We start from the raw sequence: 12,877 nt of genomic DNA on the forward strand, positions 1-12,877 counted from the left end.
GTTGTGCTGCAGCTGGGTATGGATTCTAATGATATGAAACTGTTAACAGCGGTTATTGTAACAATTGCTCTGGCCGTTCCGGTATTTTCCAAAAAACTGGTAGTTAAGAATTAGGAGGCGAGCAGATATGTTAACAATAAAAGATGTATATAAAACATTTAATCCCGGTACAATTAATGAAAAAAAAGCACTTCAGGGGCTGAATCTGCATGTTCACCCGGGGGATTTTATCACGATCATCGGCGGTAATGGTGCCGGTAAATCTACAATGTTAAACATGGTCGCAGGTGTATATCCCATTGATTCCGGAAGTATTGTGCTGGATGGGGACGACATTTCCAAGAAGCCGGAGTATCAGAGAGCCGGGAACCTGGGGAGAGTTTTCCAGGATCCCATGATGGGAACGGCTTCCAGCATGGAAATTCAGGAAAACCTGGCACTTGCGTACAGACGAGGAAAGAAAAGAGGACTTGGATGGGGGATCACCAAAAAAGAGAAAGAAATCTTCCAGACTGCTCTGAAAACTCTGGATCTGGGGCTGGAAGACCGTATGACTTCTAAGGTTGGGCTTTTGTCCGGCGGTCAGCGCCAGGCACTGACACTTTTGATGGCATCCCTTCAGAGACCGAAAGTGCTGCTTTTAGACGAGCATACAGCCGCACTTGATCCGAAGACTGCGAAAAAGGTGCTTGATCTGACGGTTAAAATTGTAGATACCCATAAGCTGACTGCACTTATGGTTACTCATAACATGAAAGATGCGATCCGTATTGGGAACCGGTTGATCATGATGTATGACGGCCATATTATTTATGACGTTTCCGGTGAGGAAAAGAAAAATCTGCAGGTTGCCGATCTTCTCAAAAAATTCGAAGTGGAAAGCGGCGGAGAATTTGCAAACGACCGTATGATTTTAGCTTAATTGTGAAAAAATTAATAGAAAACGTTGCTAATTTTATGATAATGATTTATTATAAAATTAGCATTTTTTTTGTTTGTCATGCAGAATTCTGTCTATACATACATATACCATACTGAGGGCAGAAAAGGATGTGCGGGTTATGCAATGAAAACGGTGTAAAACAATAATCAGTTATGAGAAGTCGTAAGGGATTTGTCCCAAATATGTGGTCAAAGTACAAGATAGAGATCACTTAAAAACAGCTGATCATGGAATAAAGTGTTAATTATTTGGCAATGCATCAGTTTAGTGAGACAAAGTGATGTTATATAATCTAAGTATTAGTGAATCTTCTAAAATTATTTAAAAAAATACAATACTCATTGTTGAGAATTCATATATTGTATGTTATAATATCCCCATCTAAGGGTTATGATATATGACTCTGTGAAGTATTTAACAAATAAGAGGAAAGGAGAGTGGATAACAGTGCATTTAGTTAAAGATGAAAATGGTAACATTTGTGCGCATGCGCATGAACATGTCCATCCTCACACCCATACTTACGAACACAACCATGCACATGATCATGAGCATGGCCATGAAGACCAGCATATGCATTCCCATGACGGAAATTGCAGCTGCGACAGTGCATCCTGCGATGAGAACAAATGCGGATGCGGATGTGGATCAGGGGAACAAGCCCCGAACAAAGAAAATATTGCGTTATTAACCTACATGTTACAGCATAATGAACATCATGCGGCAGAGTTGGATCAGATGGCGGCTAAGTTAAGCGCAGCCGGAGATGAAGGTGCTGCTGAACAGATCAGAAAAGCAGTGGATGAGTTCCAAAAAGGAAACATGTATTTAGGAGTTGCTCTGGCAATGGTCAAGGAGCAGCAATAGGAGGTCATAGAGATGTGCTTGGCTACGGCATATAATATCAACAAAGAAGACAGTATCATTTTACAATATGTTAGTATGATCGAAGTGGAAGGCACGAACATCACCCTGACTGATGTAATGGGGGAACGAAAAGTCGTGGAAGGAACCATTGCTATGGTGGACCTGACCGGCGGAGTTGTAAAAATTAATTGCCTCGATTAGGATGGGCAGTTAAAATAAAACGAAAATAACGGAGGTATTAGTAAGATGAAAAGCGTAATCGACATTATGAAGGAGAGAACATCATTTTCTTTCGAGGTGTTCCCTCCAAAGGCTGAACAGCCAATGGAACCATTATTAAACACACTGGACGAACTGTACCAGTTTGATCCTGATTTTATCAGTTGTACATATGGCGCCGGCGGCTCTAATGCAGGACGTAATGTGGAAATTTGTAAAGCTATTGCGGACAGCGGACACAGAGCAGTAACTCATTTTACATGTATTGGAAACACAAAAGAAAAAGTAAAAGCGGAGCTTGCGGCATACCTGGAGAATGGTGTAAACCATATTCTGGCACTTCGCGGTGACTTACCGGCAGGCTGGGAAGGAACCAGAGGAGATTTCAATTATGCAAATGAATTAGTAGCATTCATCAGAGCAGAATTTGGCGATCAGTTTACCATCGCTATGGCTGGAGATCCGGAAAAACATATTCAATGTCCAACCTTTGAAGAAGATATTGCACATCTGAAAATGAAACAGGATGCAGGTGCTGATTATATCATGACTCAGCTTTGCTTTGATATTGAGCAGTTTAAGAGATGGGTACACCAGATCAGAAAAGCAGGAATCACACTTCCAATCGATGTAGGTGTTATGCCTGTATTGAACAAAGATGCTACTATCCGTATGGCATTATCCATGAACGGATGCTCTATTCCAAGAGATCTTGCTGAAGTGATCAGCAAATATTACAATGATCCGGAAGGATTTAAAGAAGCCGGAATCGATTATACCGTACATCAGTTATACCAGTTCATTGGTGAGGGTGTGGAAGGTATTCATTTATACGCATTAAACAAATCTGCAGCAGTTTCCGAAATCTTAACGAGATCCGGACTCAGAGCAAAAGCAGAATAGACTATAGGAAATGACAGGAGGCACCCGTAATGACACATACAATTGCAGTTGCAGGAAAAGGCGGAGTGGGAAAAACCACAATTTGCGGACTTATTATTCAGTATCTCTGTGAAAAGGGAAAAAGACCGATTTTGGCAGTAGATGCTGATGCGAATTCAAATCTGAATGAAGTTCTCGGAGTGGAAGTTGATATGACTCTGGGCGATATCAGAGAAGAAGTGGCACGTGCGGAAAACAGTGTAAAGAACCCAATTCCGGCAAGTATGTCTAAAGCAGACTATATGGAAATTATGTTCAACCGCTGTATGGTGGAGGAAGATGATTATGATTTACTTGTTATGGGAAGAACCCAGGGAAAAGGCTGCTATTGTTTCGTAAACGGGCTGCTTCAGACACAGCTTACAAAATTGCTGCCGAATTATAAATACATGGTGATGGATAATGAGGCGGGAATGGAACACATCAGCAGAGGCGTCCTGCCCAAAGTTGATACCATGATACTGGTAAGCGACTGTTCCAGAAGAGGAGTACAGGCTGTAGGGCGGATTGCAAAGCTTGTAAATGACTGTGAGATGAATCCGAAAGAAATGGGATTGATTATCAATCGTGCTCCTAATGGAGAACTGAACGAAGGAACCCTTGAAGAAATTGAAAAACAGGGTTTGAAGCTTTTAGGAGTCGTTCCGCAAAACTTAGATGTTTACGAATTTGACTGTGATGGAAAGCCTACAGTGGAACTTCCTGAGGATTCACCAGTGAAAAAAGCGATAAGAGATATTGTGGATGCATTAGGTCTTTAATATTATGAGTTATTAATTCCCCTTGATGGAAGGGATTACCAGACACCAGGGGGATTAATTTTAAAGAGAAATATCCCGTGGGGGCGGATAATACGTAATGAATTTCGTATATTGGGATAAAACAGCCCCGGGAAAACAACCCAATTTTAAAGGAGGTTTATAATGGGAAACTTTAAATTAACAACAGTAGAAGAATTTGAAGCGGCTACAGCCAGATTGTTGGAAACAGGCGCAAAGGTTGGTGCGGATGCCTGGCAGTTCAGAGTAAAAAACCAGACACCACACTGTAAATTCGGCGAGACAGGTGTCTGCTGTAAAATCTGTGCTATGGGACCTTGCCGTATTACTCCAAAGGCTCCAAAAGGAATCTGTGGATGTGACGTACATGGTATCGTAGGAAGAAATTACCTGAAATTTACAGCAGGCGGATCTGCTACACATTCTGACCATGGCCGTGAAATCTGCCATACACTTTATGAATCAGCAGCCGATGGCAACTACAAAGTAAAAGATCCGGAAAAATTACTTCGTATTGCGAAAGAGTGGGGCGTAGAGACCGAAGGAAAAGATATCTATGATCTGGCTCATGAGATCGCTGAAATGGGTATGATGGAATATGGTAAGCCATTTGGAACCCAGAGATTCTTAAAGAGAGCACCAAAACATACTCAGGAAATCTGGGAAAGAGAAGAAATTGCACCAAGAGCAATTGACCGTGAAGTTTCATGTTCTTTACATATGGCTCATATGGGATGTTCCTCCAAACCGGAAGCGCTGATCAGACAGTCATTCAGAGCAGGTCTTTCTGATGGCTGGGGCGGATCCATGATGGGAACGGAATTCTCTGATGTTCTCTTTGGAACACCGAAGCCAATTGACACCGAGGCAAATCTTGGCGTAATGGAAGTGGAAAACGTAAATATCGTTGTTCACGGACATGATCCTTCACTTTCTGAAATGATCTGTGAATATGCGGATGATCCTGAATTAATCGCTTATGCGAAAAGCAAAGGAGCCAAAGGCATTACCGTATCCGGTGTTTGCTGTACCTCCAATGAAGTTGCAATGCGCCGTGGTATTCCAATGGCTGGAAACTTCTTACAGCAGGAAAATGTAGTACTTACAGGAGCTTGTGAAGCGATTGTAGTTGACGTACAGTGTATTTTCCCGGCACTTGGTCCTTTAAGCAAATGTTTCCATACAAAATTCATCACAACTTCTCCGATCGCTCAGATGCCGGATTCTGAATTCATCAGATTCAATGCGCATACAGCAGGCGAGAACGCAAAAGCGATTGTAAAAGCTGCTATTGACAACTTCGAAAACAGAAATCCGGATCTGATCTACATCCCGGATATGAAACAGAAAGCTACTGTTGGTTATTCTGTAGAAGCAATTGTTAAAGTGTTGGATGGCGTTACAAATTCACAGGTAGATGAGACAGGAACAACAAAACCATTGCTGGAATGTATTACATCCGGTGTACTCCGTGGTGCTGTTGCTATGGTTGGATGTAACAATCCGAAGATCAGACCTGACCTTGCTCACATCGAATTAATGAAAAAATTAATCGCAAACGATATCGTAGTCATTGCATCCGGTTGTGCTGCTCAGGCGGCTGCTAAGGCAGGACTTATGGACAAAGCTGCAAAAGATATTTGCGGTGCTGGACTTAAGAGAGTTTGTGAATTAGCTGATATCCCTCCAGTATTACACATGGGATCTTGTGTTGATATCAGCCGTATGATGATTCTTGCATCTGAACTTGCAAAAGATTCAGGACTTAATATTTCTCAGCTTCCGGTTGTGGGATGTGCTCCTGAGTGGATGTCTGAAAAAGCAGTATCCATTGGTAACTACGTAGTTTCTACCGGTATCGATACATTCCTTGGAGTTGATCCTTATGTATCCGGTTCCAGTGAAGTTGCAGAGTTATTGACAAGCGGCGTAAGAGAATGGGTAGAAGCAGCATATACGGTTGAAAAAGATATAGATAAGCTTGTAGATGCTATGATTGACAGAATTGAAGAAAAGAGAGCGGCTCTTGGTATCTAATCAGGAGAACGCTGCTATTGGCAGCAGATTGGAGTTAAAATGAAAATTGCAGTTACCGGAAAAGGCGGAGTAGGAAAGACAACTTTTGCGGCCACTTTGGCAAGGTTATATGCACAGGAAGGGAAGAATGTCCTGGCGGCGGATGTGGATCCGGATGCAAATTTAGGATTAGCCCTTGGTTTTTCTGATGAAGAACTGGATCAGATCGTACCGATTACCAAAATGCGTAAGCTGGTGCAGGAACGTACCGGTGCAAATGACGACAATAAGTTTTATAAGATCAACCCGAAAGTAGATGACATTCCGAATAAGTTTGCAAAGTCAGCCAACGGTGTGAAATTGCTGGTTCTTGGAACCGTTGATACGGCAGGAAGCGGCTGTGTATGTCCGGAGCATGTAATGCTGAAAAGGATTATCAACCACCTTGTTTTAAGAAGTGACGATGTAGTTATCCTGGATATGGAAGCGGGCCTGGAACATCTGGGACGGGGAACTACCGAGGGAATGGATCAGTTTGTGGTTGTAATTGAACCCGGTGCAAGAAGCATCCAAACCTACAAGAATGTTAAGCGTCTTGCAACGGACCTTGGTGTGAAGCACGTGCGGGTTGTGGCGAACAAGGTGCGTAATGAAGAGGATGAGGAATTTATAAAATCAAAAATTCCATCAGAAGATTTATTGGGCTTCATTCACTACAACACGGAAGTGATCGATGCGGACCGACAGGGAAAATCCCCCTTTGATTTTAGCGACACCGCAACAGAAGAGATAAGAAAAATAAAAGAGAAGATCGATAATACAAGTATCTGATTGGAGGTATAACAGTGACATTATTTGATAGAGTATTTAGTGGAAATGATGCCGTATACGGATTGACAGAACAGGCAATTGACGGTGCAATCGCACAGCATGGTGCTGATAAAGCAGTAAGTTTTCCAAATACAGCATACAGCTTACCTTGTTACTACGGCGTAACAGGAACCAAAATCGCTAATTTAGGTGATTTAAAAACAGCTCTCGGAGTTGTGAAAACTTTAATGACAAGAGAAAAACGTCTGAATGATGCATTTATGTCAGGTGTTGCTACAGCTCTCTGTGCAGAGTTTATTGAAGTACTGAAATATATTGACGGCGCTGCTCCTTACGAAGATCCATGCTACGGACATTTAAGCGATGCAATTATCCGTGAGCTGGGCGTACCCCTTGTTACAGGAGATATCCCGGGTGTAGCAGTAGTTCTTGGAACTGCACCAACCGCACAGGAAGGTGTTGACCTGATTAAGAGCTATCAGTCACAGGGTATTTTGGTAACTTTGGTTGGCGGAATCATTGACCAGTGTGCAGAATTAGGTTATAAAACAGGCGCTAACGTTCGTGTTATTCCGTTAGGAAAAGATGTAACAAGCGTAATCCACGTAGTATCCGTAGCAATCAGAGCAGCTCTGATCTTCGGTAATATTACAGCAGGAGATGCAGGCGCATTAATGAAATATACATTTGAAAGAGTTCCTGCATTTGTAAATGCTTTCGGACCTTTGGATGATGTAGTAGTTGCCTGTGGAGCTGGTGCAATTGCACTTGGTTTCCCGGTAGTAACAAACGAAACAGAAAATATCTTCCGTGTACCAAAGAGCTTAATCGTTCAGGAAGATGTAGCGAAATTCAACGCAACATCTCTGGAAGCAAGAGATATTAAGATTAAGATCACCAAGATTGATATTCCGGTTTCATTTGCATCTGCATTTGAAGGTGAAATCATCCGCCGCGGTGATATGCAGGTTGAATTCGACGGTTCCAGAGTAGACTGTTTCGAATTAGTACAGGCAAAAGAAGCTACAGAAATCGAAGACCACAAGATTGAAGTAATCGGACCGGACTTTGACGAATTTGAAGTTGGAAGCAAACAGAGTATTGCTTACATCGTAGAAGTTGCAGGAAAGAACATGCAGTCTGATTTCGAGCCTGTATTTGAACGTAAATTCCACTCCTACATCAACTGTATCGAAGGCGTAATGCATACCGGACAGAGAGATATGATCCGTGTACGTGTGAGCAAAGATACCTTTAATGCAGGATTCAGAGCAAAACATATCGGTGAAGTTCTGTATGCTAAAATTAAGAGCGAATTTGCAGCAGTTGTTGACAAATGTCAGGTTAAAGTTATTACCGATGCAGCAGAATGTACGAAACTTCGTTCAGAACTGGCTGTACCAAGCTATGACAAACGTGATGAAAGACTTAGCACATTAACAGATGAAGGCGTTGACGTATACTACAGCTGTATTATGTGTCAGGCATTCTCTCCGTCTCACGTATGTGTTGTTACACCTGAAAGACTTGGACTTTGCGGTGCAGTTTCATGGCTGGATGCAAAGGCTACCAACGAACTGGATCCTCAGGGACCATGCCAGGTTATCACAAAAGGCGGCTTAATTGATGAAAGAACCGGATCTTACCAGGATGTTAACGATGCGGTTAAGAAATACTCTCAGGGTGCACTTGAAACCGTTACGCTGTACTCCATTATCGAGGACCCGATGACATCCTGTGGATGTTTCGAATGTATCTGTGGTATTGAGCCATTATCCAATGGTGTATGTATTGCGAACCGTGAATATGCAGGAATGACACCAATCGGTATGACATTCCCTGAATTAGCTTCCATGACAGGCGGCGGGGTTCAGACACCAGGTTTCATGGGACATGGTAAACACTTCATCGCTTCTAAGAAATTTATGAAAGCAGAAGGCGGCGTTAGCAGAATCGTATGGATGCCAAAAGACTTAAAAGACCAGGTTGCTGAAAAACTGAATGCAACAGCAAAAGAGTTATATGATATTGATAACTTTGTTGATATGATCGGTGATGAAACAGTAGCGGAAGATCCGGAAACATTATTAGCATTCTTGGAAGAAAAAGGTCATCCGGCACTTAGTATGGAACCAATGATGTAGGGTATGTGTTCTTAAAGAAATACAAAGATTTTATGGATTTTTAAGGCAGACTGTTGTAAAATATACTTATGTTTTACAACAGTCTAAAAACATGAAGGAGGTTTATTAGAAATGCCATTTAATGCAAAATCAGGAAAGTTCAGCGCAAAAATTAACACTGTTGAAATTGGATGCGGGGACAAGAAAATTACCATAGGCGGAGAAAACGTATTACCATTTTACAGCTTCGATGCTCCTATCGAAAACGCACCAAAAGTAGGTGTTGAGATCACAGACTTCGGTTTAGAAAATGAACCGGAATTTATCCAGAAATATTATGAAGGATGTGCAACTGTAGCTGACATGGCGAAAAAAGCAGCAGCTATGGAAGGTGCTGATTTTCTTTGCCTGAGATTAGAAGGCGGAGATCCAAACGGTGCAGACAAATCTACAGAAGAATTGATTCAGATTGTAAAAGATGTTGCTGCAGCAGTAGACGTGCCACTTGTTATTGCGGGATGCAAGAACGTTGAAAAAGATGCAGAACTTTTAAGTAAAGCAGCTGAAGTGTTAGAAGGAAGAAACGCAATGCTTTTAGCAGCAAAAGAAGAAAACTACAAGACAGTCGGTGCAGCAGCAGGCCTTGCGTACAAGCAGGTAGTAGGTGCTGAATCAGCAGTTGATATCAACCTTGCAAAACAGTTAAATGTATTATTGTCACAGTTAGGTGTTAGCAGTTCAAACGTTGTTATGAACGTAGGTGCTGCAGCAGCAGGTTATGGTTTTGAATATGTTGTTTCCACCATGCAGAGAGTAAAAGCAGCAGCTTTATCTCAGAATGATGGAATGTTACAGATGCCGATTATTACACCGGTAGCATCTGAAACCTGGGGCGTAAAAGAATCAATGGCTTCAGAAGCTGATATGCCTGAATGGGGAGATGTTGAACAGCGTGGTATTGATATGGAAGTAGAGACAGCAGCAGCAGTTTTAGTTTCCGGATCCAATGCAGTTATTTTAAAACATCCTGTATCAGTTGCAACTATTTCAAAATTAGTCAAAGAATTAGTATAATTGCTGCTTAAGGAGGAAAAAGAATTATGGCACTTAAAGGTCTTGATATATTTAAATTATCACCTAAGAAAAACTGTAAGGAGTGTGGATGCCCGACATGTATGGCTTTCTCAATGAAGGTTGCACAGGGCGCTATGGATATCAGTGCATGTCCGCATTTCTCACCGGATGCATTAGCAACTTTATCTGAGGCTACTGCACCACCAATGAAGACAATTAAAGTAGGAACAGGCGAAAACGAATTTACATTAGGCGGAGAAACTGTTCTGGAGAGACATGAAAAAACATTCGTAAGTAAGACAAGATATGCAGTTGCTCTTTGCAATTGTATGGATGAAGCAGCTATTGATGCAAAAATTGCAGCAATTCCAAAGGTTGATTACGAACGTATCGGCGAAAGAATGTTTGTAGAAATGGTTTACGTAAACTACAGTGCTGACGGTGCTGTTGATTATGTGGAACTTGTGAAAAAAGCAGCTGCTCTTAACAGAACTTTAGTGTTAGGATGTACAGATGCAGAAGTTGCAAAAGCAGCTCTTGCAGTATGCAAAGACAGCAAACCGGTATTAAACGGCGCAGATGCATCCAACTACGAAGCTATGAGTGCAATTGCTGCAGAAGCAGGTATTGTACTTGGTGTACGCGGTGAAGATGTAAATGATTTATACGAAACAGTTGCTAAATTAGAAGGACTTGGAAACAAGAACCTGATTTTAGATGCAGGATGCAAATCCATTAAAGAAGCTTTTGCTACAGCAGTTCAGATGAGAAAAGCAGCGATTAAAGATGGCGACAGAACATTTGGCTATCCTTCCCTCGTAAATGTAGCAGCACTTGCACAGGGAGATATCCATATGCAGGCAGCTTTAGCATCAATGTTCACCATTAAATATGGCTCTATCGTAGTAATGGAAGAAATGACTTATGCGCAGGCATTGCCATTATATGGCTTAAGACAGAACGTATTTACAGATCCTCAAAAGCCAATGAAAGTAGAACCGGGCATCTACCCAATTAATGGAGCAGATGAGAACTCAGTTTGTCTTACAACCGTTGACTTTGCCCTTACATATTTCGTAGTATCCGGTGAATTAGAGCGTTCCGGAGTTCCTTGTAATCTGATTATCAGTGATGCAGGCGGATTATCCGTACTGACAGCATGGGCAGCAGGTAAATTATCTGCAAGTTCTATTGCAAAATATTTTGGCGAAGCTGATATTGAAGGCAAGATTAAAAACAGAAAATTAATTCTTCCAGGTAAAGTAGCTGTTTTAAAAGGTGAAGTAGAAGCGAAACTTCCAGGATGGGATGTCATTGTAGGACCAAACGAAGCAGTTCAGCTTGTAAAATTCTTAAAAGATATGCAGTAATTGTCTCTATACTTCTATAGTATAGTAGAAAGTAGTAAATGATTTTATTTTACTAACAATTTCAATTAGAGAAGGAGATTAATCAATGGCAAAATTCGTAACAATTGGTGAAAGAATCCACTGTATTTCCCCAGTTATCCGTAAGGCAATGGCAGAAAGAGACGGAGCTCCAATCATCCAGCGTGCAAAAGAGCAGCTTGATGCTGGTGCAACTTACTTAGATGTGAATATCGGACCGGCTGAAAGCGATGGTGAAGAATTGATGAAATGGGCAGTTCAGCTGCTTCAGAATGAATTCGACAACGTACCGCTGGCTCTGGATACCGCTAATAAAAAAGCGATTGAAGCTGGTATTTCCGTATACAACCGTTCCAAAGGAAAACCAATCGTGAACTCAGCAGATGCTGGAGACAGAATCGAAAATATCGATTTAGCAGCAGCAAATGATGCGATTGTTATCGCATTGTGTTCCGCAGAAGGCGTTCCGTCTGACAATGACGAGCGTATGATGCACTGCCAGAACATGTTAGAGAGAGGTCTGGAACTTGGAATGGAACCTACTGATCTCTGGTTTGACCCGTTATTCCTGGTTGTAAAGGGAATGCAGGACAAGCAGATGGACGTTTTAGAAGCAATTAAAATGTTCAGCGATATGGGACTTAATTCTACAGGTGGATTATCCAATAACTCTAACGGTATGCCTAAACATATCCGTCCGATCATGGATTCTGCTTTAGTAGCTATGGCTATGATGAATGGTTTGACTTCCGCAATCGTAAATCCTTGTGATTTAAGATTAATGGAAACAATCAAATCTTGTGATGTATTTAAAAACAATACCTTATATGCGGATTCCTATCTGGAGATCTAATATATGCATAAAGTTACTTTTAAGTTTGAAAACAGCGAAGATATTATTGTCTTCGCTGCTTTCGGTGAAAGCCTTCTTGAGGTAGCGAGAAAAACAAACGTAGCTATCGATGCACCGTGTTCAGGAAATGCATCTTGCGGGAAATGCAGAGTAAAGCTCGTTGGCGGTGAATTAGAATCAAAAAAGACGCGTCATATTACGGATGAGGATTATGCCGATGGCTGGCGTCTGGCCTGTGTCAGTGCCATAAATGCGGATGTGGAAGTACTGGTACCGGATATTGCCTCTGCTTACAGAAGCCGTATGAAAGTGGCTGATCTAAGTTCGCCGGAAGAATTAAAGATTTTTTCCGATGCAAAAGAACAGATTTTAGAAGCAGGTATTGAACTGAAGAATACGTTAGAAATCTTGAATATATCCATGGATCAGCCAAATTTGGATGATACGATGCCGGATAATGAACGGTTTACCCGTGCTATCAAAGCACTTACCGGCATTGAAAGGATTCGTGTCCCGTATTCTGTTTTGAAAAAACTGCCGGATGTTCTTAGAGAAAGCGGCTTCCGTGTTAAGATCATTGTACGGAAAATTGAAACAGATATTTTTGTATATGACGTTTTCCCGGAAACGGAAGAAGTAATTGTAGGTGGAATTGCAATTGACATTGGAACGACAACCGTTTCTGCAATTCTGATCAATATGCTGGATGGCTCTATTCTTGCAAAAGGTTCTTCCGGAAACGGACAGATCCGATATGGAGCAGATGTCATCAATCGTATTATTGAATCTGCAAAACCGGGCGGCAAGGACCGGCTGCAAAAGGCGGTTATTGATGAGACCAT

At 41.7% G+C, this 12,877-nt stretch carries 12 protein-coding genes; all 12 read left to right on the plus strand.

Annotated elements, in window-relative coordinates; translation table 11 throughout:
- Nucleotides 1-127 precede the first annotated feature (127 nt).
- Entirely contained in the window at nt 128-922 is a 795-nt protein-coding gene (locus ACH2DQ_RS14895) for an ABC transporter ATP-binding protein (RefSeq protein ID WP_394915349.1), read from the plus strand.
- Between the two features lie 468 nt (nt 923-1,390).
- Nucleotides 1,391-1,810, plus strand: coding sequence for a cobalt transporter (locus tag ACH2DQ_RS14900; RefSeq protein WP_394915350.1), 420 nt, complete (start codon nt 1,391-1,393; stop codon nt 1,808-1,810).
- 12 nt (nt 1,811-1,822) lie between these two features.
- Nucleotides 1,823-2,011, plus strand: a complete 189-nt coding sequence (locus tag ACH2DQ_RS14905; protein WP_394915351.1) for a CooT family nickel-binding protein — start codon at nt 1,823-1,825, stop codon at nt 2,009-2,011.
- A 45-nt stretch (nt 2,012-2,056) separates the two neighbouring features.
- Complete coding sequence (locus tag ACH2DQ_RS14910) at nt 2,057-2,932, plus strand: methylenetetrahydrofolate reductase (protein WP_394915352.1); 876 nt, start codon at nt 2,057-2,059, stop codon at nt 2,930-2,932.
- A gap of 29 nt (nt 2,933-2,961) precedes the next feature.
- The gene (locus tag ACH2DQ_RS14915) at nt 2,962-3,732 is read left to right on the plus strand and encodes an AAA family ATPase (RefSeq protein ID WP_394915353.1); all 771 of its coding nucleotides are present in this window, start codon (nt 2,962-2,964) and stop codon (nt 3,730-3,732) included.
- Nucleotides 3,733-3,894: 162 nt separating this feature from the next.
- On the plus strand, nt 3,895-5,787 hold the full coding sequence (cooS, locus tag ACH2DQ_RS14920) for an anaerobic carbon-monoxide dehydrogenase catalytic subunit (RefSeq protein WP_394915354.1): 1,893 nt from the start codon (nt 3,895-3,897) through the stop codon (nt 5,785-5,787).
- A 39-nt stretch (nt 5,788-5,826) separates the two neighbouring features.
- On the plus strand, nt 5,827-6,597 hold the full coding sequence (locus ACH2DQ_RS14925; RefSeq protein ID WP_027293927.1) for an AAA family ATPase: 771 nt from the start codon (nt 5,827-5,829) through the stop codon (nt 6,595-6,597).
- Between the two features lie 14 nt (nt 6,598-6,611).
- The gene (gene acsB / locus ACH2DQ_RS14930; protein WP_394915355.1) at nt 6,612-8,741 is read left to right on the plus strand and encodes an acetyl-CoA decarbonylase/synthase complex subunit alpha/beta; all 2,130 of its coding nucleotides are present in this window, start codon (nt 6,612-6,614) and stop codon (nt 8,739-8,741) included.
- 111 nt (nt 8,742-8,852) lie between these two features.
- Nucleotides 8,853-9,794, plus strand: coding sequence for an acetyl-CoA decarbonylase/synthase complex subunit delta (gene acsD / locus ACH2DQ_RS14935; protein WP_394915356.1), 942 nt, complete (start codon nt 8,853-8,855; stop codon nt 9,792-9,794).
- A gap of 26 nt (nt 9,795-9,820) precedes the next feature.
- A complete protein-coding gene (acsC, locus tag ACH2DQ_RS14940) occupies nt 9,821-11,164 on the plus strand; it encodes an acetyl-CoA decarbonylase/synthase complex subunit gamma (protein ID WP_394915357.1) in 1,344 nt (447 codons plus the stop codon).
- An 85-nt stretch (nt 11,165-11,249) separates the two neighbouring features.
- On the plus strand, nt 11,250-12,035 hold the full coding sequence (gene acsE / locus ACH2DQ_RS14945; RefSeq protein WP_027293931.1) for a carbon monoxide dehydrogenase/acetyl-CoA synthase methytransferase subunit: 786 nt from the start codon (nt 11,250-11,252) through the stop codon (nt 12,033-12,035).
- A gap of 3 nt (nt 12,036-12,038) precedes the next feature.
- Nucleotides 12,039-12,877: 2Fe-2S iron-sulfur cluster-binding protein (locus ACH2DQ_RS14950; protein ID WP_395027277.1), on the plus strand; the 839-nt coding region annotated here is incomplete at its 3' end.

The sequence above is a fragment of the Robinsoniella sp. genome, assembly GCF_034124845.1.

What these genes read in the sequence shown, in the direction of transcription:
- acsC (WP_394915357.1), top strand. Translation starts at nt 9,821, where the DNA reads ATGGCACTTAAAGGTCTTGATATATTTAAATTATCACCTAAGAAAAAC.
- ACH2DQ_RS14915 (WP_394915353.1), top strand. Translation starts at nt 2,962, where the DNA reads ATGACACATACAATTGCAGTTGCAGGAAAAGGCGGAGTGGGAAAAACC.
- acsD (WP_394915356.1), top strand. Translation starts at nt 8,853, where the DNA reads ATGCCATTTAATGCAAAATCAGGAAAGTTCAGCGCAAAAATTAACACT.
- acsE (WP_027293931.1), top strand. Translation starts at nt 11,250, where the DNA reads ATGGCAAAATTCGTAACAATTGGTGAAAGAATCCACTGTATTTCCCCA.
- ACH2DQ_RS14905 (WP_394915351.1), top strand. Translation starts at nt 1,823, where the DNA reads ATGTGCTTGGCTACGGCATATAATATCAACAAAGAAGACAGTATCATT.
- ACH2DQ_RS14910 (WP_394915352.1), top strand. Translation starts at nt 2,057, where the DNA reads ATGAAAAGCGTAATCGACATTATGAAGGAGAGAACATCATTTTCTTTC.
- ACH2DQ_RS14925 (WP_027293927.1), top strand. Translation starts at nt 5,827, where the DNA reads ATGAAAATTGCAGTTACCGGAAAAGGCGGAGTAGGAAAGACAACTTTT.
- ACH2DQ_RS14895 (WP_394915349.1), top strand. Translation starts at nt 128, where the DNA reads ATGTTAACAATAAAAGATGTATATAAAACATTTAATCCCGGTACAATT.
- cooS (WP_394915354.1), top strand. Translation starts at nt 3,895, where the DNA reads ATGGGAAACTTTAAATTAACAACAGTAGAAGAATTTGAAGCGGCTACA.